Here is a 22,908-nt window from a genome sequence, read left to right on the forward strand (position 1 = left end):
ACGGACCCTCACCCCGTGGTCGGGGCATCCACCAGGTCCGGCACCACGGCGGCCAGCTCATCGAAACCGAGGGCACCGCGGCGGACCACCCGGAAGGGGGTCACCGTGCAGTCGATGATCGTGGACGGAGCCCAGGTGGTGCGCTCCCCGTCGTCGAGGTAGACGGCCACCGTCTCGCCGAGCATCTCGCGGGCGGCCGCGGCCGTCGTCGCCGCCGGTTGTCCCGTGCGGTTGGCACTGGAGACCGCCAGCGGGCCGACCTCCTGCAGCAGTTCCCGGGCCACCTGGTCGTCCGGTACGCGCAGCGCGACGGTGCCGCGGGTCTCCCCCAGGTCCCACGCCAACGAGGGTTGGGCGGTCAGGATCAGGGTCAGCGCCCCCGGCCAGAACTCCTCGGCCAGGTCACGGGCGCCCGCCGGGATGTCCGTGGCCAGTCCGTCCATGACGGCGGTGCCGCCGATCAGCACGGGCGGCGGCATGGCACGGCCGCGCCCCTTGGCGGCCAGCAACACGGCCACGGCCTGCGGTGAGAAGGCATCGGCGCCGATGCCGTAGACGGTGTCCGTGGGCAGCACCACGCACTCCCGCTGGGCCAGGGCCGAGCCGGCGGCCTCCAGGCCGCGGTCCAATCCGGATTCTGTGGTGCAGTCGATCAGCAGGCTCACCGGGTCATTGTCCCATCCGTGCGCACGGCCACCGTGTAGCGCGGCCGGCCGGCGAGGTCGTTCCGGGTCTGGATCTGGGCGAAGAGCCCGGCCCCCAGTCCCCCGGCCCCTGCACCGTGCTGCAGCAGCCCGGCCACGAGTCCACCCTGTGTCTCGTCGTGTTCCATCACGAAGGTGCCGCCCGGGCGCAGCAGGCGGGCGGCGGTCACGGCCACCACTGTCGGCATCCTCATGCCGTCCGCACCCCCGCCGTAGAGGGCGAGTTCCGGATCACGGCGGGCCTCCGCCTGGGCCGGGATCCGCCCGTCCGGGACGTACGGCGGGTTGGAGACCACCACGTCTGCGCGGCCGTCCAGCTCCGGCAGGGCCGTCGCCGCGTCGCCCACGTGGAGTCGGACGCCCCGGGGATCCAGGTTCGCGGCAGCCCACCAGGCGGCCTCGGGATCGGCCTCGACGGCGTGCACCGTGGCGTCCGGCACCTCCTGGGCCACCGAGGCGGCGATGGCCCCGGACCCCGTGCACAGGTCGATGACCAGGGGGCGAGCAGCAGGCCGGCCCGGCCGGTCCGGCTGGTCCGGCTGGCCCGGCTGGTCCACGTCGCGGGTGAGCCGGGAGGTCACGTCGAGGGCGGCCTCGATGGCGGCGCCGGCCACCAGTTCGGTCTCCGGCCGGGGCAGGAACACCCCGTGACCGACCTCCAGGTCCACCGTGCGGAAGGTCGTGATGCCCGTGAGGTACTGCAGCGGCGTCCGGGTGGAGCGGGAGATGGCCAGCCGGCGCAGGTCCACCGACTGCAGGGGATCCAGCCGGCGCCCGGCGATGGCCCACGCGGCCACCTCTCCGCGGCTGGTTCCCAGGACATGGGCGGCCAGCAACTCCGCATCGGCGCGGGGCGAGTCCACGTCCGCCGCCCGGAGCAGCTCCGTGGCGGAGCGCAGCAGCGATTCAAGGGTGAGGCCCTCGGTGCCGGCGGCCGTGGGGGCGGTCGCGGGGTACGTCATGGTGTCAGTCATGGTGTCAGTCGTGTGGTCGGTCATACGCTCAGTCATGCTGGCCGAGTGCCTCCAGCCGGTGCGCCTCATCCATCTCGATGCAGGACTGCAGCACGGGGCCGAGCTCGCCGTCGAGCACGGCGTCGAGGTTGTAGGACTTGTACCCCGTCCGGTGGTCGGCGATCCGGTTCTCCGGGTAGTTGTAGGTGCGGATGCGCTCGGACCGGTCCATGGTCCGGACCTGGGAATGCCGCACCGCGGCGTTCTCGGCATCGAGCTGCTCCTGCTGGTGGGCCAGAATCCTCGAGCGCAGCACGCGCATCCCGGCCTCACGGTTCTGGATCTGCGACTTCTCGTTCTGCATGGACACCACGATTCCGGTGGGCAGGTGGGTGATGCGCACCGCGGAGTCAGTGGTGTTCACGGACTGTCCACCCGGCCCGGAGGAACGGTACACGTCGATCTTGAGGTCGTTGGCGGCGATCTGCACCTCCTCGGGCGCATCCACCTCGGGGAAGACCAGCACGCCCGCGGCCGAGGTGTGGATGCGGCCCTGGGACTCCGTGACGGGGACACGCTGCACGCGGTGCACGCCGCCCTCGAACTTCAGGTGGGCGTACACCCCCTCCGCCGGGTCAGTGGACTTGCCCTTGATGGCCACCTGGACGTCCTTGTAGCCGCCGAGGTCCGATTCGGTGGTGGAGAGGATCTCGGTCTTCCACCCCTTGGACTCGGCGAAGCGCACGTACATCCGCAGCAGGTCGCCGGCGAACAGGGCCGCCTCCTCGCCGCCCTCACCACCCTTGATCTCGAGGATGGCGTCCCGGGCGTCCGCCGGATCACGCGGAATCAGCAGCCGCCGCAGCTTCTCCTCTGCCTGGTCGGCCGCGGCCTGCAGGCTGGGCAGCTCGGCCGCGAAGTCCTCGTCGTCCTCAGCCAGTTCGCGCGCGGCGGCGGCATCCGCCACCGCCTGGCTCCAGGCCTGGTGAGACGCCACGATGGAACCCAGCTCGGCGAAGCGCCGGCCGAGCTTTCGAGCCAGCACCGGGTCCTGATGCACCGCGGGGTCGGCCAGCCGCTCGGTCAGCTCGCGGTGTTCGTCCAACAGTTCCTGTACGGACTCGAACATGGTGGTGTTCCCTCTCTCGGCGGCTCTCGCGATGACTGAGGCCCCCGCCCCTGCCGGACCATCCGGCGGGGCCGGTGGAGGGAGGGACGGGGGCCGGTACGAAACGCTACTTCTCGCCCTTGAGACCCAACGTGGTCTTGGAGACCAGCATGAGGAACTCGGCGTTGGACTGGGTGTCCCTGATCTTGTTCGTCAGGATCTCCAGTGCCTGCTGCGTGTCCAGGCCGGACAGCACCCGGCGCAGCTTCCACATGATCTTGATCTCTTCGGAGGTCAGCAGGTTCTCCTCGCGGCGGGTGCCGGAGGCGTTGACGTCCACGGCGGGGAAGATCCGCTTGTCCGCCAGCTGACGGGACAGGCGCAGCTCCATGTTGCCGGTGCCCTTGAACTCCTCGAAGATGACCTCGTCCATCTTGGACCCGGTCTCCACCAGTGCGGTGGCGAGGATCGTCAGCGAACCGCCGTTCTCGATGTTGCGTGCCGCGCCGAAGAACCGCTTCGGCGGGTACAGCGCCGAGGAGTCCACACCACCGGACAGGATCCGGCCGGAGGCGGGGGCCGCCAGGTTGTAGGCACGGCCCAGGCGGGTCATCGAATCCAGCAGGACCACCACGTCACGGCCCATCTCCACGAGGCGCTTGGCGCGCTCGATGGCGAGCTCGGCCACCGTGGTGTGGTCATCGGCGGGACGGTCGAAGGTGGAGGCGATGACCTCACCCTTGACCGAGCGCTGCATGTCCGTGACCTCTTCCGGACGCTCGTCCACCAGCACCATCATGAGGTGCACCTCGGGGTTGTTGGTGGTGACCGCATTGGCGATGGACTGCAGGATCATCGTCTTGCCGGCCTTCGGCGGGGAGACGATCAGGCCACGCTGGCCCTTGCCGATCGGCGCCACCAGATCGATCACGCGCGGGCCGACCAGCTTGGAATCGGTCTCCAGGCGCAACCGCTCCTGCGGGTACAGCGGCACGAGGTCGCTGAACTTGGTGCGCTTCGGGCTTTCCTCCGCCGGCAGGCCGTTGATGGACGTCAGACGCACCAGGGCATTGAACTTCTGCCGGTTCGCCGCGTTGGCGGCGCTGCTGCTGCTCTGGCTCTCCCCGTCACGCGGGGCGCGGATGGCGCCGACGACGGCATCGCCCTTGCGCAGGCCGTACTTCTTGACCATGGACAGGGACACGTAGACATCGTTCGGGCCGGGCAGGTAGCCGGAGGTCCGGACGAAGGCGTAGTTGTCCAACACGTCGAGGATGCCGGCCACGGGCAGCAGCACGTCGTCCTCGGTCATCTCCGTGTCGTCGACCTCGGGGCCGCTGCGCCCGCGACGGTTGCGGTTGCGGTCATTGCGGTTGCGGTTGCGACGGTTGCGGCGGCTGTCCTCATCCCGGTTGGCGTTCCGGTCATGGTCGCGGTTGCCGTTCCGCTCGTTCGTCCGGCCGCCGGACTGCTGGTCGTTGTCCTGCTGGTGATCGTTCGACCGGTCCTGATTGCGGTCGTTGCCGCGGTCGTTGTTCCGCTCACCGCGGCTGTTGCTGCGGTCGTTGTTCCGCTCACCGCGGGTGTTGTTGCGGTTGCCGTTCCGGTCATTGCGGCCGGAGGATCCGGAGGAGCGGTCCTGCTGGCCCTCACCCTGCGCGGCATTCTGGCCCTGAGCCGAGTCCTGCTTCTTGTCCTGGCTCTGGTCCTGGTTCTGGTTCTGCACCGCGTTCTGGGCCGAGGCGTGATCGGTGGCCTCTGGAGGCGCAGCACCGGCACCGGACTGCTCGGTCTCCGCGTTCGTCGAACCGCCGGCCGGTGACTCGGCGCGACGGCTGCGGGTGCGGCGGGCCGGACGCTCAGAGGCCTCACCGGCGGCGGACGACGACTGCTCGGCCTGCGGCTGCTGGTCCTGCGACTGCTGGTCCTGCTTCTGCTCGGCCTGCGGCTGCTCTGCCGGGGCCGCGGCTGCCTTGGCCCCGCGTGCACCACGCTTCGGTGCAGCGGTCGCGGCCGGCTCCTGGGCGGGGCTGGACGTCTGGGCTGCGGTCTTGTCGGTCTTGTCCTCGGTCACCTTGCGGTCGGCGACGGAGCCACCGCGCTGGTGGCTGGAGATAGCGGCCACCAGATCGGACTTCCGCATCCGGGATCCGCCGGTGATGCCGAGCTGGGAGGCCAGGGCCTGCAGCTGGGCGAGCTTCAAGCCGGCCAGTCCGCCGCCGGCGGATGGTGCAGCCGCCGGAGCGGCCGCGGCCTGGCTGGAATTGCCCTCGGATGCCGTGGGCAGTTCAGTGGTTTCGGTCACGAAGGTTCCTTCTCCTCGTCACGCGAGATCCAACGGGAGGGACCTCGCTACGGGTGATCCGGCCGTCCTCTGGACAGAGGACTGAAAGCCGGGTTCGATTCCGGATCAGAGACGATCCGGGGAAGTGGAATCCGAGGAGCCAAGACAGGCCGGAGCCCTACGGACCGTCTGGTCCTCGTGGAGCCTGGATTCCCACCGACCACGGGATCCTCACATACTGGTGGATCCCGGTCGACATCAGCCCGAAGTGGGCTGGCCTGAACGGTGTACCTCCACCTTAGCACCCACGGCGTCCACGGGCAGAATGCTGACACGCCACGACTGTGCGGAGCCCGCGAGCCGGTCCCGCATAGCAGCCTGCGCCGCCTGCTCCTGTTCGGGCCCCACAGCCAGGACCATGACGGTCGGACCGGCCCCGGAGACCACGGCGGCCAGTCCCTGGTCCCGGAGGGCATGCACCAGGGCCACAGACTCCGGCATCGCCGGTTCGCGGTAGTCCTGGTGCAGCCAGTCCCTGGTGCCCGGCAGCAGGAGGGACGGGTCCTGCGTCACCGCGTGCACCAGCAGTCCGGCGCGGCCGGAGTTCGCGGCGGCCACCCGGTGCGGCACCAGGGCCGGCAGCAGGCCGCGGGCCGTCTCGGTGCTGAGCGGATGCTCCGGGATGGCCACCACCGGTCGTACCGCGGAGTGCGGCCGGATGAACGCCGAACGGTACCGGCCCTCGTCCTCCCAGGAGACCGTCAGACCACCGGCGAGGGCCGGGGCCACGTTGTCCGGGTGGCCCTCGAGCCGTGAAGCGGCATCGAGCAGCTCGGCGTCGGTGCCGCGCTCACCGTCCGGCAGCAGGGCATCCGCCAGCAGGACGGCGCTGGCATGGGCCGCCGCCGAGGAACCGAGGCCGCGGCCGTGCGGGATGCGGTTGGTCGCGGCGAGCGTGAGTCCGGGCACGTCCCAGCCGCGCTGACGCAGGTGTGCCCGCAGGGTGGCGATGATCAGGTGCGAGCCGTCGGTCGGCACCCGTCCGGTCCCCTCGCCGGTGACCTCGGCCGAGAAGCCCGAGGCCTGCGTGGTCACCGTCACCTCGTCCCGCAGGTCCAGCGCGAGGCCCATGGAATCGAAGCCCGGACCCAGGTTGGCCGAGGTGGCCGGGACCGAGACGGACACCGTCAGACCGGCCCGGACACGGTTCAACCCCTCACCCATCAGGCGAGTCCGAGGGCGTCGGCCACGGCCACGACGTCGAACGGCACCTTCTGGGGCTCCACGTCCGAGCCGTCGGCGTTGCGCAGGGCCCACTGCGGGTCCTTCAGCCCGTGACCCGTCACGGTGATGACCCACCGTTTGCCGGCCGGCACGTTGCCGAGGCCGTGCTGTTTGATCAGGCCCGCGACCCCGGCCGCGGAGGCCGGCTCCACGAACACGCCCTCCTTGGCGGACAACCAGCGGTGCGCTGCCAGGATCTCCTCGTCCGTCACGGAGTCGATCAACCCGCCGGACTCGTCACGGGCGGCCTCGGCCTGCTCCCAGGAGGCGGGGTTGCCGATCCGGATGGCGGTGGCGATGGTGTCCGGCTCGGTGACGGGATGGCCCAACACGATCGGTGCGGAACCGGCGGCCTGGAAGCCCCACATGACGGGGGTCTTCGTGGCGACGGGTGCCAGCTCACCGGCCGTGGCGCCGGGGTGCGGGTTCGTGTAGGGCTGGGAGTACTCCTGGTAGCCCTTCCAGTAGGCCGTGATGTTGCCGGCGTTGCCCACGGGCAGCAGGTGGTAGTCCGGGGCGTCGCCCAGGGCGTCCACCACCTCGAAGGCGCCGGTCTTCTGCCCCTCGATGCGGTTGGGGTTGACCGAGTTCACGAGGAACACCGGGTAGTTCTCGCTGAGCTTGCGGGCCACGTCGAGGCAGTTGTCGAAATTGCCGTCCACCTGGAGCAGGGTGGCGCCATGGGCGATGGCCTGGGACAGCTTGCCCAGGGCGATCTTGCCGTCCGGCACCAGGACCGCGCAGGTCAGTCCCGCCTGGGTGGCATAGGCCGCGGCGGAGGCCGAGGTGTTGCCGGTGGAGGCGCAGACCACGGCCTTCGCGCCCTGCTCCACGGCGGCGGTGATGGCCATGGTCATGCCCCGGTCCTTGAAGGAACCGGTGGGGTTCATCCCCTCGAACTTGACCCAGACCTCGCCCTGGACGAGCTCGGACAGCGCGGGTGCCTCGATCAGCGGCGTCCCGCCCTCACCCAGGGTGACCACCCGGGTGCCCTCGCTCACGGGCAGACGGTCGGCATATTCGCGGATGACCCCGCGCCATTGATGTGCCACTGTGTTCAGTTCCCTTCGACTCGCAGGACCGAAACCACTTCGGTCACCGCGTCCAATTGCTCGAGGGCGACCACGGTGGCCGCCAGATCCTGTTCCTTCGCCTCGTGCGTGATGATCCGCAGGACCGATTCGGGCGCCTCGTCGGTGTACTCCTCCTCGGATTCCTCCGCCACGAGATCGTCTTCGGCCAACGGCACCTGACGCATGGACACGATGGAGACGCCGTGGTCCGCCACCGAGGAGGCGATCGCGGCCAGCACACCGGGGCGGTCCGCCACCCGCAGCACCACCATGTAGCTCGTGCGGGCCTCCCCCACGGCCAGGGCCGGCACCACGGACTTCGGCGTATGGGTCCGTCCCGCACCGCCACGGATCAGGCGGCGGGCGATGGAGACCAGGTCCCCCATGACCGCGCTGGCCGTCGGGGCGCCGCCGGCACCGGGGCCGTAGAACATCAGCTCGCCCGCATTCTCCGCCTCCACGAAGACCGCGTTGAAGGCCCCGCGTACGGCCGCCAGGGGATGCTCACGCGGCAGCAGCGTCGGGTGCACGCGCAGCACGGCCCCGTCCGTCCTGGCGCCGTCCGCACCGGTGGCGCTGATCCGCTCGGCGATCGCCAACAGCTTGATGACATAGCCGGCCTCGGTGGCGGCCTCGTTGTCCGCCGCCGTGATCCGGGTGATGCCCTCGCAGTGGACCTCGTCGATCCGGAACGGGGCGTGGAAGGCCAGGTTGGCGAGGATGGCGGCCTTGGCGGCGGCGTCGTGGCCTTCGATGTCCGCCGTCGGGTCGGACTCGGCGTAGCCGAGGGCCTGTGCATCGGCCAGGGCGTCGTCGAAGGTGGCCCCCGTGGAGTCCATCTGGTCCAGGATGTAGTTCGTGGTGCCGTTGACGATGCCCATCACCCGGGTGACGGTGTCCCCGGCCAGGGAATCCCGTAGCGGTCGCAGGATCGGGATGGCGCCGGCCACGGAGGCCTCGAAGGAGAGCTGGGTGCCTGCCTCCGCGGCCGCCTGGAACAGTTCCGAGCCGCTCTGGGCCAGCAGGGCCTTGTTGCCGGTGACCACGGCCGAACCGTGGGCGATGGCCCGCTCGATCAGCGTCTTGGCCGGCTCGATGCCGCCCATCAGCTCCACCACGATGTCCGCGGAGTCCACGAGTGCCTCGGCGTCCGTGGTGTAGAGCCCGCGGGGCAGCTGGTAGTCGCGGGCGGCGTCCGGGTTCCGGACGAAGATGCCGGCCAGCTCGAGGTGGGCTCCCACCCGGGCCGCCAGCATCTCGGCGTCCTCCGTGAGGATGCGGGCTACCTGGGAGCCGACGGTGCCGGCACCGAGCAGGGCGATCTTCAAGGCCTGGGGGGAGGCCTGCGGCGTGGCCTCGCGGGCGGCCGGGGTGGTGGCGGTCATGGTCCTCCGATGGTTCTGGTGCTGAGGGTCAGGCCGGACTCTACCGGCCGGATTCTGCAGCGCGTTCTCGTCAGTTCGTTCACTACAGCCGGGTCGCTACAGCCCGGTCTCGCGGGCGAAGAGGTCGTCCTCGGTCTCCCGCCGGATGATGACGCGGGCCGAGCCGTCCCGCACGGCGACGACGGCCGGCCGGGTGAGCATGTTGTAGTTGCTGGACAGGGAGTGGCAGTACGCGCCGGTGGCGGGCACGGCCAACAGGTCCCCGCGGCCCACATCCTCGGGCAGGTAGGCGTCCTTGACCACGATGTCCCCGGATTCGCAGTGTTTGCCGACCACCCGGGAGAGCACCGCCGGTGCCGTCGAGGTCCGGGAGGCCAGGGCCACCGAGTAGTCCGCCTCGTAGAGCACCGGACGGGGGTTGTCACTCATACCGCCGTCCACGGAGACATAGCGACGCGGGTGGGTGGCACCGTCACCACCGTCCTGGGGCGCGTCGACCGTGACGGTCTTGCGCACGCCGGCCTCGTACAGGGTGAACCCCGCCGGTCCGGAGATGGCCCGGCCCGGCTCGATCGAGATCCGTGGGCAATCCATCCCCAGCTCCTGGCAGGCGGCCCGCACCACGCCGGCCAGCGTGGTGGCGATGTCCGCCGGGGTCCGGGGGGTGTCCGCGGCCGTGTAGGCGATCCCGTGACCGCCGCCCAGATCCAGTTCCGGCAGGGCGACGCCGTGCTCGGTCTCGATCTGGGCGAGGAAGCCCAGCAGCTTCTGTGCCGCCACCCCGAAACCGTCCGCCTCGAAGATCTGGGAGCCGATGTGGCAGTGCAGCCCCAGCAGGTCGATCGACTCGGCGGCCAGGGCCCGCGCCACGGCCTGGCCCGCCTGGCCGGCCAGCCCGCCCGCCATCGAGAGCCCGAACTTCTGGTCCTCGTGGGCGGTGGCGATGAACTCATGGGTGTGGGCGTGCACCCCCGGGGTCAGGCGCAGCATGACCGGTGCCACCGCGCCGGCCTCGGTGGCCAGCTCGGCGAGCCGGTCCAGCTCGTCCAGGGAGTCGACCACGATGCGGCCCACCCCGGCGGCCAGCGCACGGCGCATCTCGGTGTCGGACTTGTTGTTGCCGTGCAGCCCGATATGGGCGGGATCGACGCCGGCCCGCAGCGCGGTGGCCATCTCCCCGCCGGAGGCGGTGTCCAGGCGCAGGCCCTCCTCGGTGATCCAGCGGGCGGCCGAGGTGCACAGGAAGGACTTGCCCGCGTAGTACACGTCCACTCCCCCGCAGAGGTCGGCGAAGGCGTCGTTGAACGCGTCCCGGAAGGCCCGGGCCCGCGACCGGAAGTCGTCCTCGTCCAGCACCAGCAGCGGCGTGCCGTACTCCTGGGCGAGCTGGGAGGCGCCGAGACCTTGGACGGCGATCTGGCCGTCGTCGTTCCTCTGCACGCCGGAGGCCCACAGCTTGGTGACCAGCGCATTCGGGTCCGCGGGGTACTCGAGCCACGCGGGGGCCAGCGGTGAGGCGCCGGCCGATGAGGCAGCGGAGAACACGGTCACATCCGTTCCGGGGCGCTGACGCCCAGCAGGTCGAGCCCGTTGGCGAGCACCTGGGCGGTGGCCTCGTTCAGCCACAGGCGGGTGCGGTTGGTGTCCGTGATCGTCCCGGGGCCTTCGTCCGTGGACGCGGGGACGATCCGGCAGGCGGCGTACCAGGAGTGGTACGCGCCGGCGAGGACCTCGAGGTGGCGGGCCACCCGGTGGGGCTCGCGGAGCTGTGCCGCCGTCGCCACGATCGAGGGGAACTCCCCCAGACGGGCCAGCAGATCCGATTCCGTCGGGTGCGTGAGCAGGGAGGCGTCAAAGGCGGAACGGTCGACGCCGGCCGCCTCGGCCGTGCGCGACGCCCCCTTGGACCGGGCGTGGGCATACTGCACGTAGAAGACCGGGTTGTCATTGGTCCTGGAGGTCAGGATCTCCGGGTCGATGGTGATCGGGGAGTCCGCCGGGTACCGGGCCAGCGAGTAGCGCAGCGCATCCGCACCGAGCCACTCGACCAGGTCCTTGAGCTCGATGATGTTGCCGGCCCGCTTGGACAGCTTGGCCCCGTTGACGGAGATGAGCTGGCCGATGAGCACCTCGATGTTGTGCTGCGGGTCGTCCCCGGCGCAGGCGGCGATGGCCTTCAGCCGGCCCACGTAGCCGTGGTGGTCCGCGCCCAGCAGATAGATCTTCTCGGTGAAGCCGCGGTCCTTCTTGGACAGGTAGTACGCGGCGTCAGCGGCGAAGTAGGTCGGCTCACCGTTCGCACGGATCAGCACCCGGTCCTTGTCATCACCGAAGTCCGTGGTGCGCAGCCAGACGGCGCCGTCCCGGTCCTCGATGTGGCCCTGCTCGCGCAGGCGTTGGACCGCAGCCCCGATCGCACCGGATAAGTGCAGCTGCTGCTCCGAGAACCAGACGTCGAAGTGCACGCCGAAGGCCTCCAGGGTGTCCCGGATGTCCTGCATCTGGAGCTCGTAGGCGGTCTCGCGGATGACCGGGAGGGCCGCCTCCTCGGTGAGGGACGCGAGGTCCGGGTGGGCGGTGGAGACCTGCCGGGCCAGGTCTTGGACGTACTCGCCGGGATATCCGCCCTCCGGCACGGGCAGGCCGTGCAGCCGGTGGTGGACGGACTGGGCGAACACGTTCATCTGGTGGCCGGCGTCGTTGATGTAGTACTCGGCCGTGACCTCGGCACCCGAGGCGCGCAGCAACCGGGAGATGGCGTCACCGAGCGCGGCCCAGCGGGTGTGGCCGATGTGCAGCGGCCCGGTGGGGTTGGCAGAGACGAACTCCATGTTCACCACGTGACCGGTCAGCGCGGTGTTGCGGCCGTAGCCGGCACCGGCCTCCACCACGGTGCGGGCCAGCTCACCGGCGGCCGCGGCATCCAGGGTGATGTTCAGGAATCCGGGCCCGGCGATGTCCACCCCGGCGATACCGGGGACTCGGCGCAGGCGTTCGGCCAGCAGTGCGGCCAGGTCCCGTGGGGCCAGGGACGCCTGCTTGGCCAGTTGCATGGCCGCATTGGTGGCCCAGTCGCCGTGCTCGCGGTTCTTGGGGCGTTCCACCTTCAGGGTGGTGGGCACCTGAACCGAGATCTCGCCGGCGTCGACGGCATCCTGCAGGCACGTGGTCAGGGCTGTGGAAAGGTCTTCGGGGGTCACCCGCAACAGTCTAATGTTCCGGCGGGCCCCAGCCGTCACCCCACCGGGTTTTCGCCACGGGCACCGATGCGGTAGGGTGGCACAGTCCGATCGGCACGCCGATCACCGGACCCCCGCCTCCGTAGCTCAGGGGATAGAGCGTCTGCCTCCGGCGCAGAAGGCCGCAGGTTCGATTCCTGCCGGGGGCACCATCTCCTGAATCCCCGCCATCCCGAGATCTTCACCGGGGGCCGGCACCGGAGCGCTCGAGCGCTCCGATCACCTCACCGGCGGCGTTGCTGACCTCGAGCCGTCCGCCGGCCGGTCCCCGGACCCACCGGGCCCGGGCGGCCCCGAACAGCCAGGTGTCCACGTCCCGGCAGAACATCATGGTGGAGACCAGGCGGCCGAACTCGATCCGGTCCCCCGTCAGCGTCCACTGCCCCATGAGCCGATTGCACCCGTCGGATCCGTACAGCCGGCCCCCGGCGTCGAAGCGGAGCCACGGCTGCCCGGGCACATCGGATCCCCAGAGGTGTTCCGTCAGCTCTTCCATCCGGCCAGCGTAGGGCAGACCATCAGTCCATGACCGAACACCCCACCCACCGGGACCCTGCCGATCGACAGCGGGCGCTGGCGTTCATCATCGCCTGCCAACAGGACCCGGCGACCTCGACCGCCTTCCTGGGCGAGGACCCCGCGGGGATCGAGGCCGAGCTGGACGGCCTGGACCACCCGTGGCTGACCGGTTGGCGGGCGGTCCGGTCTGGCGGCGAGAACGGCGGCGAGGACGGTGGCGAGATTCTGGCCGCCTGCACGGTCGACTGGGACACCGAGCCCTCGATGGCCTGGATCCACGGCCCCTGGGGCGCGCCCGGCGCGGTGGCCCGGCACGGTGCCGCCCTCGTGGAGGCGGCCGCCCGTCAGCTCCCCGCGGACATCGCCCATCTGGAGATGTGCGGGCACGTGGCGAACACGGCCATGGCCTCCCTCGCGGACCGGCTCGGCTTCAGGGCCACCGAGGTGAACTTCGCCCTGGTGGCCACCGCCGCCCAGGCCCGCAGCTGGGCGGTTCCCGACGCCGGCCCGGCACCCGGGGTGCGCATCCGGCGGATGGTGCCGGCCGACGTCGGGCCCCTCGAACCGCTGCACACCGCGGAATTCGGCGCGGCCTACGCGACGGCCGCGCAGCTGGTGTCCGCGCACCTCACCGTGGTGGCGGAGGACACCACCGGGGTGCAGGGGACTTTGCTCGGGTACGCGGCGGGCACGCTGCAGGACGATGGGCAGGCCTACGTGGACTTCACCGCGGTGGCCCCGGCCGCCCGCCGGCAGGGGCTGGGCCGGCGGCTGGTCGTTGAACTGGTCCGTGCCCTGCTGGCGGCAGGCTCACCCCAACAGGTCCACCTGACGGTCCGGGAGTCCCGGACTCCGGCCCACCAGCTGTACCTCTCCCTGGGGATGCGGCAGGACGCGGCCCTGCGCGGCTACCGGAAGGACCGGCCGGTCACCTGACCGGCGCCACGTACTCCTTGCCCTTCGCCACGGCCACGGCCTCGTCGAACTCGGCGCTGATCTCGGCGGTGACCTCCGCGGCAGCCGAGTCCCTCGGGCGCTGCGTCGACAGCGAGACGATGATCCCCACGATCGCGGCGAGGATGAAGCCGGGAATGATCTCGTACATCTCGAAGGCGCCACCCCAGGCCTCCTCCGGCATGTTGCCCCACCAGAACACGATCACGGCCCCCACCACGAGCGAGGACAACGCGCCCCAGTTGTTGAACCCCTTCCAGAACAGCGCGAGGATCACGATCGGCCCGAAGGAGGCCCCGAAACCGGCCCAGGCGAAGGCCACGAGCTCCAGGACGCTCGCCTCGGGATCGAGCGCGATGAGGATCGAGATGACGGCCACCAGGACGACGCCGCCGCGGCCGAGCCACAGTTCCGTCCGGGCGCTGGCCTTGCGGCCGAAGAGCTTGTAGAGGTCCTCCACGAGGGCGGAGGAGCAGACGATGAGCTGCGAGGAGATCGTGGACATGACGGCCGCCAGTACCGCGGCGAGCACCAGTCCGGCCACGAAGGGGTGGAACAGGATCTGGGCGAGCAGCAGGAACACGGTCTCGGGGTCGTCGATGGTGAGCTCGGGATGCGCGTGGAAGTAGGCGATGCCCACCAGGGCCGTCATGACGGCGCCGAGGGCGCACAGGGCCATCCAGGCCACCCCGATGCGGCGGCCCGCCACGGCGTCCTTGGCGGATCGCAGCGCCATGAAGCGGACGATGATGTGCGGCTGGCCGAAATACCCCAGTCCCCAGGCCAGCGCGGAGACGATGCCGACCCAGGTGGCGTTCGCGAAGAAGGACAGCCGGTCCCCACCCTCGCCCAGGGCGGCGTCGGCGGCCCGGATGCCGTCGACCATCTCGCCCCAGCCGCCGATGTTGATGAGCGCCACCACCGGGACCGCGATCAGGGCCGCGAGCATGAGCAGGCCCTGGGCCACATCCGTCAGGGAGGCGCCGAGGAAGCCGCCGAACAGGGTGTAGACCAGGGTGACCCCGGCCACCAGGAGCATGCCGGCCAGGTAGGTGGAGCCGAAGGAGGACTCGAAGAACTTTCCGCCGGCCACCATGCCGGAGGACACGTAGAAGGTGAAGTAGACCAGCACGATCGCCCCGGCCACGATCCGCAGCAGGTGGCTGTTGTCCCGGAACCGGTTCTCGAGGAACGAGGGGATGGTGATGGAGTTCCGGGAGACCTCCGTGTAGGCCCGCAGCCGCGGGGCGATGAACTTCCAGTTCAGCCAAGCGCCCACGGTCAGGCCGACCGCGATCCAGGCCTCGACCAGGCCGACGGCGTAGATGGCGCCCGGCAGGCCCAGCAGCAACCAGCCGGACATGTCCGAGGCGCCGGCGGACAGGGCCGCGACGAAGGGCGGCAGTTTGCGGCCCGCCAGCATGTAGTCGTCCAGGTCCTTGTTCTTCCGGGAGGCATAGAACCCGATGGCCAGCATGGCCGCGAAGTACAGCAGGATGGCTATGAGTTTGAAGGTCGTATCCATGGGATCCTCATCAGGGTGCGTCTGCGAGTGGGATGTCGTCACCCTTCCACGGGGCGCCGAAGAGTACCAGCCGACGTGCCCTACTGCAGCAGGGTCTTGTCGTCCAGAGTGGCGCCCTTGATCTTCTCGAACTCCCCCAGCAGATCGCGCACCGTCTTGCCGCGCTTCTGCTGCTCATCCAGGTCCAGGATGATCCGGCCGTCATGCATCATGACCAGGCGGTTGCCCACGCGCAGCGCCTGCTCCATGTTGTGGGTGACCATCAGGGTGGTCAGTCTCCGGTCTGTGACGATCTGTTCGGTCAGGCGGGTCACGAGTTCGGCCCGCTGGGGGTCGAGGGCGGCGGTGTGCTCGTCCAGCAACAGGATCCGTGGATCCGAGAACGTGGCCATCAGCAGGCTGAGGGCCTGCCGCTGGCCGCCGGAGAGCAGTCCGACCTTGGCCTTGAGGCGGTTCTCCAGGCCCAGTTCCAGCACGGCCAGCTCCGCGGCGAAGCGCCGGCGCTTGGCGGCGGTCACCCCGCGGGCGAACAGCCGGGAGGCCCCGCGCCGGTCCGCGATCGCCATGTTCTCCTCGATGGACAGGTGCGGGGCGGTGCCCGCCATCGGGTCCTGGAAGACGCGGCCCACGAGGGCCGCCCGCCGGTGGTCCGGGAGTCTGGTGACGTTGCGGCCGTCCACCGTGAGGGTGCCGGTGTCCGGCGACAGCTCACCGGAGATGACGTTGAGCACCGTGGACTTGCCGGCACCGTTGGAGCCGATGACCGTGACGAAGTCACCCTCGGCCAGGTGCAGGTCGATGCCCCGCAGGGCGCGGCGCTCGTTGACGGTTCCCGGGAAGAAGGTCTTGTCGACCTGGCTCAGGGTCAGCATCAGCGGGTCCCTCCGCTCGTGGATTCGGCGGCGGACGACAGCGCCGGTGCCTCGGCACCCGCGGCAGCGGCACTGTCCGGGTCCGCCCGGCTGGTCAGCGCCTTCCGGCGCCGGAAGAACGGCAGCTGGGGCACGACCAGGGCGATGACGACCAGCACGGCCGAGATGAGCTTCATGTCATTCGGGTCCAGCCCGGCCATGAGGGCCAGCTGGATGGCCACCCGGTAGAGCACCGAGCCGAGGATGACGGCCATCACGGCCACCAGGATGGTGCGCGTGCCGAGGATGGCCTGGCCGACGATGACGGACGCCAGCCCGGCGATGATCAGGCCGATGCCCATGCCGATGTCCGCGAAGCCCTGGTACTGGGCCACCACGGCGCCGCAGAGGCCGACGAGTCCGTTCGACAGCGCCAGGCCCAGGATCTTCTGATAGTCCGTGTTCACCCCGTAGGAGCGGATCATCTTCTCGTTGTCCCCCGTGGCCTGCAGGGCCAGGCCGAGGTCGGTGTGCAGGAACCACACCAGGGCCAGGCCCAACAGGATCGCCAGGGCGGCGAAGATGCCGATGGATCCCCAGCCGCCCATCAGTCCGGCGGTCTTGAGCGGGGTGATGGCGGTCTCCTCCCCCAGCAGGGGGATGTTGGGCCCGGCCATGATGCGCAGGTTGACCGAGTAGAGCGCGATCTGGGTCAGGATGCCCGCCAGCAGCCCGTTGATGCGCCCCTTGGTGTGCAGCAGTCCGGTGATGACCCCCGCCAGGAACCCCGCAACGAACGCCATCAGGAACGTCAGATACGGGTCGACCCCGTTGGAGATCGAGATGGCGGCGACTGCAGCCCCCGTGGTGAACGAGCCGTCCACCGTCAGGTCCGGGAAGTCCAGGATGCGGAAGGTCACGTAGACCCCGAGGGCCATGATCGCGTAGATCACGCCCAGTTCGATGGCAGTGGTCATGGGTGTCCGACTACTCCCCGCCCACCACGTGGTCGGCCTCATCGAGGACCGACTGCGGGATCTCGACCCCCATGGACTCGGCGGCCCCGGGGTTCACGTACAGCTCCGGCTCGGACAGCGTCTCGACCGGCATGGTGGCCGGGTCGGCGCCTTCGGTCAGGAGGCGGATGGCCATCTCGGCGGTCTGGGCTCCGAGCTTGTCATAGCTGAGGCCGTAGGTGGCCACTCCGCCACGCGCCACGGAGTCACCCTCGGCGGGGATCAGCGGGATCTGGCGCTCCTGGGCCACCCCGATCAGGGTCTCCAGGGCGGTCACCACGGCGTTGTCCGTGGGCACGTAGATGGCGTCGACCTCAGACAGTGAGCTGGCGGCCTGCTGCACCTCCGAGGAGTTGGAGACGGTGGCCTCGACGATCTCCAGGCCGAGCTCCTCAGCGGCTTCCTTGGCCCACTCCACCTGGACCTCGGAGTTGGCCTCGCCGGAGGAGTACACGATGCCGACCCGCTTGGCCTCCGGGTCCAGCTCGGTCAGCAGGGTCAACTGCTCCAGGACCGGGTTGGCGTCCGAGGTGCCCGTGACGTTGCCTCCGGGGGCCTCATTGGACTCGACGAGCTTGGCACTGACCGGATCGGTGACGGCGGTGAACAGGACCGGGACGTTCGTGACGGCCTGGGCTGCGGCCTGGGCGGCCGGGGTCGCGATGGCCAGCACGAGGTCGTAGTCGCCCGAGGCGAAGGTGCCGGCGATCGTGTTGGCCGTGGCCTGGTCGCCCTGGGCGTTCTGGACGTCCAGGGTGATGTCCAGTCCGGACTCCTCGATCCCGGCTTCGAAGCCCTCCAGGGCCGCGTCCAGGGAGGCGTGGGAGACCAGCTGCGAGACGCCGATGGTGTAGGACTCGGAGGCGGTGTCGCCGCCGTCGCCGCCGGAGCCGGCCTCGTCGTTTCCACCGTCGGTGCCGCCACAGGCGGTCAGGGCGAGTGCGGTCACGGCCAGGATGGCCCCACCGCGCAGTCGGGTACGGGTTCTCTGACTGGCGAGCATGATGTAGGTCCTTTCACCACCGCGTACCCCGGCCAGACGCGGATGCGCCGGTGCGGGGATGATCCGGAGTACGACGGTATCCCACGATAGACGTGTCGGCCGCCACACGGGAGCCGTGCCGCGCCTCCAGCCCAAACGGCCCGCAGATTCTGGACGTGACGTGCGTCACCACGGGGTTCCGGGCCGGATTCGTCCACGCTGCAGGCCTCCGAGGGCGGTTCCCGTCCGTTCTGGTCCGATCCGCCTCTCGGAGGCCCGCCCGCCCTCGAAGCCGGGGGGGCGGTTCCGGTGATCCCCGTAGACTGGCCGGTGCCATGTCCGACGCCTCCGCCGCCCCCGTCTCCCCGCTCCGCTCCCCCCTCCGCCTGGAGTACCCGCCGAACCTGCCGGTGTCCGCCGAGCGGGGCACCATCATGGACACCATCCGGGACCACCAGGTCGTGATCGTGGCCGGCGAGACGGGTTCGGGCAAGACCACCCAGCTGCCCAAGATGCTCCTCGAGTTGGCGCAGGACGGTGTCCTGGACGCCGGGAAGATGATCGGGCACACGCAGCCCCGTCGCATCGCCGCCCGCTCGGTGGCCGAACGCATCGCCCAGGAGATGGGCACCGAGATCGGCGCGGACGTCGGCTACCAGGTCCGGTTCACCTCCCAGACCTCGGCCGAGACCCGGCTCAAGGTCATGACGGACGGCATCCTGCTCGCCGAGATCCAGCATGATCCGACGCTGAGCCGGTACGCGGCGATCATCATCGACGAGGCCCATGAGCGCAGCCTCAACATCGACTTCCTCCTGGGTTTCCTCAAGCGGCTCGTCCCGCAGCGCCCGGACCTGCGCGTCATCATCACCTCGGCCACCATCGACCCGCAGTCCTTCGCGGCACACTTCGCACAGCCGGCCACGGCGGCCTCACAGCCCGAGGGTGCCCCGCCCGAGCCCGCCCCCATCATCGAGGTCTCCGGCCGCACCTACCCGGTCGAGATCCGCTACCGGCCGCTGGAAACCCCGCGCCCCGGCGGCGATCCCGACGATCCCGACGACGACGGCGCCGCCCAGGAGGCTGACAGCGAGGACGCCCGGGACCCCGTGGACGCCGTCTGCGACGCCGTGGACGAGCTCTCCCGCGAGCCGGACGGGGACATCCTGGTGTTCTTCTCCGGCGAGCGCGAGATCCGGGACGCGGCCGAGGCGCTGGCCCCGCGCGTCGCGGCCAACCTGCGGCTGGGCAACGCGGAGATCCTGCCGCTGTACGGCCGGCTGTCCATGGCCGAACAGCACCGGGTCTTCTCCCCGGGACGGAAGCGGCGCATCGTGCTGGCCACCAACGTGGCCGAGACCTCCTTGACCGTGCCGGGGATCAAATACGTCATCGACACGGGCACGGCACGCATCTCCCGGTACTCGCACCGCACCAAGGTGCAGCGCCTGCCGATCGAGCGCATCAGCCAGGCCAGCGCCAACCAGCGCTCGGGCCGCTCCGGGCGGACCTCGGACGGGATCGCGATCCGGCTGTACTCGGAAGAGGACTTCGCCTCCCGCCCGGAGTTCACGGACCCCGAGATCCTGCGCACCAACCTCGCGGCCGTCATCCTGCAGATGTGCTCCATGGGTGTGGCCCGCACCCCGGCCGACGTCGGCGACTTCCCCTTCCTGCAGCCGCCGGATTCCCGGCAGGTCACCGACGGTGCGAACCTGCTCACCGAGTTCGGCGCGCTGAACTCGGGCCGCCCGGATGAGCGGGGTCGTCACCACCCCCAGGGCACCATCACCCCGGTCGGGCGGAAGCTGGCCCGGCTGCCCGTGGACCCCCGCCTGGGCCGGATGATCGTGGAGGCCGGGGAGCGCGGCTGCGTGCGGGAGGTCATGGTCCTGGCGGCGGCCCTGACGATCCAGGACCCGCGCGAACGCCCCACCGAACAGCGGGCCCGGGCGGACGAGATGCACGCCCGGTTCAAGGACGAGAACTCGGACTTCTCCTCCCTGTTGAACCTGTGGGCCTATCTGCGTGAACAGCAGAAGGAACTCTCCGGGAACCAGTTCCGCCGGATGTGCCGCTCCGAGTACATCAACTACCTGCGGGTGCGGGAGTGGCAGGACCTGGTGCAGCAGCTGCGCCAGCTGGCCAAGCCCCTGGGCATCTCGGTGTCCGCCGGACCGGTGGACCCGGTGGGCCAGCACGAGCCGGTCCACCGCTCCCTGCTGACGGGCCTGCTCTCCCACCTCGGCGCCTGGGATGAGCGCCGGCGCGACTATCAGGGTGCGCGCAACACCCGGTTCGCGGTGTTCCCCGGCTCGGCGCTGTTCAAGAAGCGCCACGCCTTCGTGATGGCCGCCGAGCTGGTGGAGACCTCCCGGCTGTGGGCGCGGATGGTGGCGAAGATCGATCCGTTGTGGGCCGTGGACGCCGCCGGGACACTGGCCAAGCGGACCTACAACGAGCCCCACTGGTCGCAGCGATCCGGCTCGGTGGTGGCCCGCGAGAAGGTCACCCTCTTCGGCCTGACCCTCATCCCGGACCGGTCGGTACAGTTCTGGCGGATCGACCCGGTCGGCTCCCGCGAGCTGTTCATCCGTCATGCCCTGGTGGAGGGCGACTGGAAGACCCGGCACCACTTCTTCGCCCGCAACCGCCGCGCGCTGGCCGAGGTGGAAGACCTCGAGACGCGGCTGCGGCGCCGGGACCTGCGCGTCTCCGACCAGGACCTCTTCGACTTCTACGATGCCCGGCTTCCGGCCACCGTGGTCTCCGAACGTCACTTCGACTCCTGGTGGAAGAAGACGCGGCAGAAGAACCCGGACCTGCTCGACTTCGACCCTCAGTCCCTGCTGGCCGTGGACACCGGGGAGTTGGACACGGACCAGTTCCCCACCGTGTTCCACCACCCCACCGCGGGCGGCGGGATCGACCTGACGCTCTCCTATGACTACAACCCGGCGGCCGGTGCCGGGGAATCCGATGGCATCACCGTCACGATCCCGGTGCTGATGCTGAACCAGATGGACCCGGAGCGGTTCCGATGGCTCGTGCCGGGGTTGCGCGTGGAGTTGGTGACCGCCCTGATCCGGTCGCTGCCCAAGGCGGTGCGGAAGAACTTCGTGCCGGCCCCGGACGTGGCGCGTGCCGCCGTCGATCGGTTGGCGCAGGAGGCCGACCCGGCCACGGACCAGCTGCTGCCCTCCCTCGAGCTGGCCCTGCGCCGGATGAAGGGCGTGCTGATCCCGCCGGGCTCCTGGGACCTGTCGGCCGTCCCCGCGCACCTGGTGCCGGACTACCGCGTGGAGGATGCCCGTGGCGCCATCATCGGCGCCGGGCAGGACCTGGCCGCCTTGCAGGACCGGCTCGCCGGGGCCAACCGCTCGGCGATCGCCGATTCCCTGGCCCGGGCCTCGCAGGACAGCCGACCCGGAGACAGTCACAGTCCAGGAGACAGTCACAGACAGGACCAGCAGAGGCACGACGGCGGCGCCCCCTCCCCCGGGACCCTCACCCCGGGTGCCCACCCGGCCGCCGGCTCACCCGCCGGCTCCCCGGCTCTCGCGGCGTTCGACGAGCGGCACGGCCTGAGCGACTGGACCGTCGGGGACATCCCGCGCAAGATCGACACGACGGTCCGCACGGGGTCCGGCACCCAGCAGATCACCGGCTTCCCCGCGCTGATCGCCGAGACCGGGGCGGACGGCGCCCCGGCCGCGGGGTTGAGCGTGTTCCGCACCGAGGCGGACCAACAGGCCGCGCACCGGGCCGGCGTCGTGAACCTGCTGTTGGCGCTGGTCCCCAGCCCGCGGCGTTACGTCCTGGACCACCTGGATCAGCGGGAGAAGCTGACGTTCACGCAGAACCCGCATGGCTCGGTGGATGAGGTGATCGCGGACTGCACCCGGGCGGCCGTGGACCGCCTGGTGCCGGAATCCCTGCCGTTCACGGAGGCGGAGTTCCGCGCCCTGTTCACCACGGTACGGGCCGAGCTGATCGAGACCGTCTTCTCCGTCACGGCGCTGGTGGCGCAGGTGCTCGGCAGCGCCACGCAGGTCCGGAAGGAGCTCAAAGGCTCGGTCTCCCTGGCCATGGCCCCGGCCCTGAACGACATCAAGGCCCAGCTGGGACAGCTCGTGTTCCCGGGGTTCATCGCCGCCACGGGCTGGGCGCACCTGCAGCACCTACCGCGCTACCTGCAGGGCATGCAGCGGCGGATCGAGAAGTTGAGGGCGGGCGGTCAGGTCCAGCGGGACTCCCGGGACATGGCCGTGGTCCAGCAGCTGGAGGACGCCTTCGACGCCGCCGTCCAGCAGCTCCCCGCCGGCCGGGCGACCCCGCCCGCCCTGGACGGGGTGCGGTGGCTGATCGAGGAGTTGAGGATCAGTTACTTCGCCCAGGACCTGGGCACGGCCGTCTCCGTCTCCGAGAAACGTGTCCGCCAAGCCCTGAAGGCGGCGCTGTAGCCCGGCCGCCGTTGCCGGTCCTGGTCAGTCCTCGGGCCCTCTGGTCAGTCCTCGGGCACGAACTCCGTGTGTCCGGCCACCCGGAGGCCCGCGCGGATCTTCTCGGCGGCCTCATCGAGGTCGGCCGGTTCCGGGTGGTTGTCCACCTGGTCCAGATCGAAGTCCTCCAGCGAGTTGGACGGCCAGACGTGCACGTGCAGGTGCGGTACCTCGTAGCCGGCCACCATCAACCCGGCACGCTGGGCGTCGAAGGCCTCGACCTGGACCGTGCCGATGGCCTGGGCCACCTGGATCAGATGCGACACGAGCGCGGGTTCGGCCTCGGTCCACTTGTCGACCTCGGCGCGCGGCACCACCAGGGTGTGGCCGTGGGTCAGCGGCCCGATGGACAAAAACGCCACGCACGTCTCGTCCTTCCAGACGAAGCGGCCGGGCAGCTCCCCGGTGATGATGCGGGTGAAAACGGTGGTCATGGTGTGTCCTCCTGGCGGGTCCTGGGATGTCTGGTCCTGGGCGAGTGCTGCCTCGATCTTGCCCCGCGGGACCGGCATCGGTCCACGCGGTGCGG

Annotated in this window: 17 protein-coding genes and 1 tRNA gene; 3 read left to right on the top strand and 15 right to left on the bottom strand. The window is 70.4% G+C overall.

From position 1 onward, the window contains the following. Window positions 1-8: 8 nt before the first annotated feature. From ACSU1G_RS23625 to argS, 9 genes are all read right to left on the bottom strand, one after another. A complete protein-coding gene (locus ACSU1G_RS23625; protein ID WP_439282466.1) occupies window positions 9-665 on the bottom strand; it encodes an L-threonylcarbamoyladenylate synthase in 657 nt (218 codons plus the stop codon). Continuing rightward, the gene (locus tag ACSU1G_RS23630) at window positions 662-1,714 is read right to left on the bottom strand and encodes a N5-glutamine methyltransferase family protein (RefSeq protein WP_439282467.1); all 1,053 of its coding nucleotides are present in this window, start codon (window positions 1,712-1,714) and stop codon (window positions 662-664) included. Before ACSU1G_RS23630 ends, ACSU1G_RS23625 begins: the two co-directional genes overlap by 4 nt. After that, complete coding sequence (prfA, locus tag ACSU1G_RS23635; RefSeq protein ID WP_439282468.1) at window positions 1,707-2,786, bottom strand: peptide chain release factor 1; 1,080 nt, start codon at window positions 2,784-2,786, stop codon at window positions 1,707-1,709. Before prfA ends, ACSU1G_RS23630 begins: the two co-directional genes overlap by 8 nt. Window positions 2,787-2,892: 106 nt before the next feature. After that, window positions 2,893-5,070, bottom strand: a complete 2,178-nt coding sequence (rho, locus tag ACSU1G_RS23640) for a transcription termination factor Rho (RefSeq protein ID WP_439282469.1) — start codon at window positions 5,068-5,070, stop codon at window positions 2,893-2,895. Window positions 5,071-5,307: 237 nt separating this feature from the next. Continuing rightward, window positions 5,308-6,273, bottom strand: coding sequence for a homoserine kinase (thrB, locus tag ACSU1G_RS23645; RefSeq protein WP_439282470.1), 966 nt, complete (start codon window positions 6,271-6,273; stop codon window positions 5,308-5,310). After that, on the bottom strand, window positions 6,273-7,385 hold the full coding sequence (gene thrC, locus ACSU1G_RS23650; RefSeq protein WP_439282471.1) for a threonine synthase: 1,113 nt from the start codon (window positions 7,383-7,385) through the stop codon (window positions 6,273-6,275). The genes thrB and thrC overlap by 1 nt, the downstream gene beginning before the upstream one ends. 5 nt (window positions 7,386-7,390) lie before the next feature. Continuing rightward, on the bottom strand, window positions 7,391-8,791 hold the full coding sequence (locus ACSU1G_RS23655) for a homoserine dehydrogenase (protein WP_439282472.1): 1,401 nt from the start codon (window positions 8,789-8,791) through the stop codon (window positions 7,391-7,393). Window positions 8,792-8,887: 96 nt separating this feature from the next. Continuing rightward, a complete protein-coding gene (gene lysA, locus ACSU1G_RS23660) occupies window positions 8,888-10,336 on the bottom strand; it encodes a diaminopimelate decarboxylase (RefSeq protein WP_439282473.1) in 1,449 nt (482 codons plus the stop codon). Between the two features lie 2 nt (window positions 10,337-10,338). Then, window positions 10,339-11,991 carry an arginine--tRNA ligase gene (argS, locus tag ACSU1G_RS23665; protein ID WP_439282474.1) on the bottom strand — a complete coding sequence of 551 codons (1,653 nt, stop codon included), beginning with the start codon at window positions 11,989-11,991 and terminating at the stop codon, window positions 10,339-10,341. Between the two features lie 115 nt (window positions 11,992-12,106). Here argS and ACSU1G_RS23670 point away from each other — a divergent pair. Next, window positions 12,107-12,182, top strand: a tRNA-Arg gene (locus ACSU1G_RS23670). Between the two features lie 29 nt (window positions 12,183-12,211). Here ACSU1G_RS23670 and ACSU1G_RS23675 read toward each other — a convergent pair. Further along, window positions 12,212-12,526 carry an META domain-containing protein gene (locus tag ACSU1G_RS23675; RefSeq protein WP_439282475.1) on the bottom strand — a complete coding sequence of 105 codons (315 nt, stop codon included), beginning with the start codon at window positions 12,524-12,526 and terminating at the stop codon, window positions 12,212-12,214. Window positions 12,527-12,555: 29 nt separating this feature from the next. On the opposite strand from ACSU1G_RS23675, the gene ACSU1G_RS23680 reads away from it, so the two are divergent. Further along, window positions 12,556-13,485 (top strand): GNAT family N-acetyltransferase, encoded by a 930-nt coding sequence (locus ACSU1G_RS23680; RefSeq protein WP_439282476.1) that lies wholly within the window; start codon window positions 12,556-12,558, stop codon window positions 13,483-13,485. Here the strand turns inward: ACSU1G_RS23680 and putP are convergent. The 4 genes from putP to ACSU1G_RS23700 all read right to left on the bottom strand — a co-directional run bounded on the left by putP (window position 13,478) and on the right by ACSU1G_RS23700 (window position 17,898). After that, the gene (gene putP / locus ACSU1G_RS23685; RefSeq protein WP_439282477.1) at window positions 13,478-15,028 is read right to left on the bottom strand and encodes a sodium/proline symporter PutP; all 1,551 of its coding nucleotides are present in this window, start codon (window positions 15,026-15,028) and stop codon (window positions 13,478-13,480) included. The genes ACSU1G_RS23680 and putP overlap by 8 nt on opposite strands. Window positions 15,029-15,108: 80 nt before the next feature. Next, window positions 15,109-15,900 carry an ABC transporter ATP-binding protein gene (locus tag ACSU1G_RS23690; protein ID WP_439282478.1) on the bottom strand — a complete coding sequence of 264 codons (792 nt, stop codon included), beginning with the start codon at window positions 15,898-15,900 and terminating at the stop codon, window positions 15,109-15,111. Further along, the gene (locus tag ACSU1G_RS23695) at window positions 15,900-16,856 is read right to left on the bottom strand and encodes an ABC transporter permease (RefSeq protein WP_439282479.1); all 957 of its coding nucleotides are present in this window, start codon (window positions 16,854-16,856) and stop codon (window positions 15,900-15,902) included. Before ACSU1G_RS23695 ends, ACSU1G_RS23690 begins: the two co-directional genes overlap by 1 nt. Before the next feature lie 10 nt (window positions 16,857-16,866). After that, window positions 16,867-17,898 carry an ABC transporter substrate-binding protein gene (locus tag ACSU1G_RS23700; protein WP_439282480.1) on the bottom strand — a complete coding sequence of 344 codons (1,032 nt, stop codon included), beginning with the start codon at window positions 17,896-17,898 and terminating at the stop codon, window positions 16,867-16,869. A gap of 314 nt (window positions 17,899-18,212) precedes the next feature. Between ACSU1G_RS23700 and hrpA the strand changes: the two genes are divergently transcribed. Continuing rightward, window positions 18,213-22,340, top strand: a complete 4,128-nt coding sequence (gene hrpA, locus ACSU1G_RS23705) for an ATP-dependent RNA helicase HrpA (protein ID WP_439282481.1) — start codon at window positions 18,213-18,215, stop codon at window positions 22,338-22,340. A 44-nt stretch (window positions 22,341-22,384) separates the two neighbouring features. On the opposite strand, the gene ACSU1G_RS23710 is transcribed toward hrpA, so the two are convergent. Then, window positions 22,385-22,813, bottom strand: a complete 429-nt coding sequence (locus ACSU1G_RS23710) for an HIT family protein (RefSeq protein WP_439282482.1) — start codon at window positions 22,811-22,813, stop codon at window positions 22,385-22,387. Window positions 22,814-22,908: the final 95 nt, after the last annotated feature.

The sequence above is a fragment of the Microbacterium sp. A93 genome (assembly GCF_051842835.1).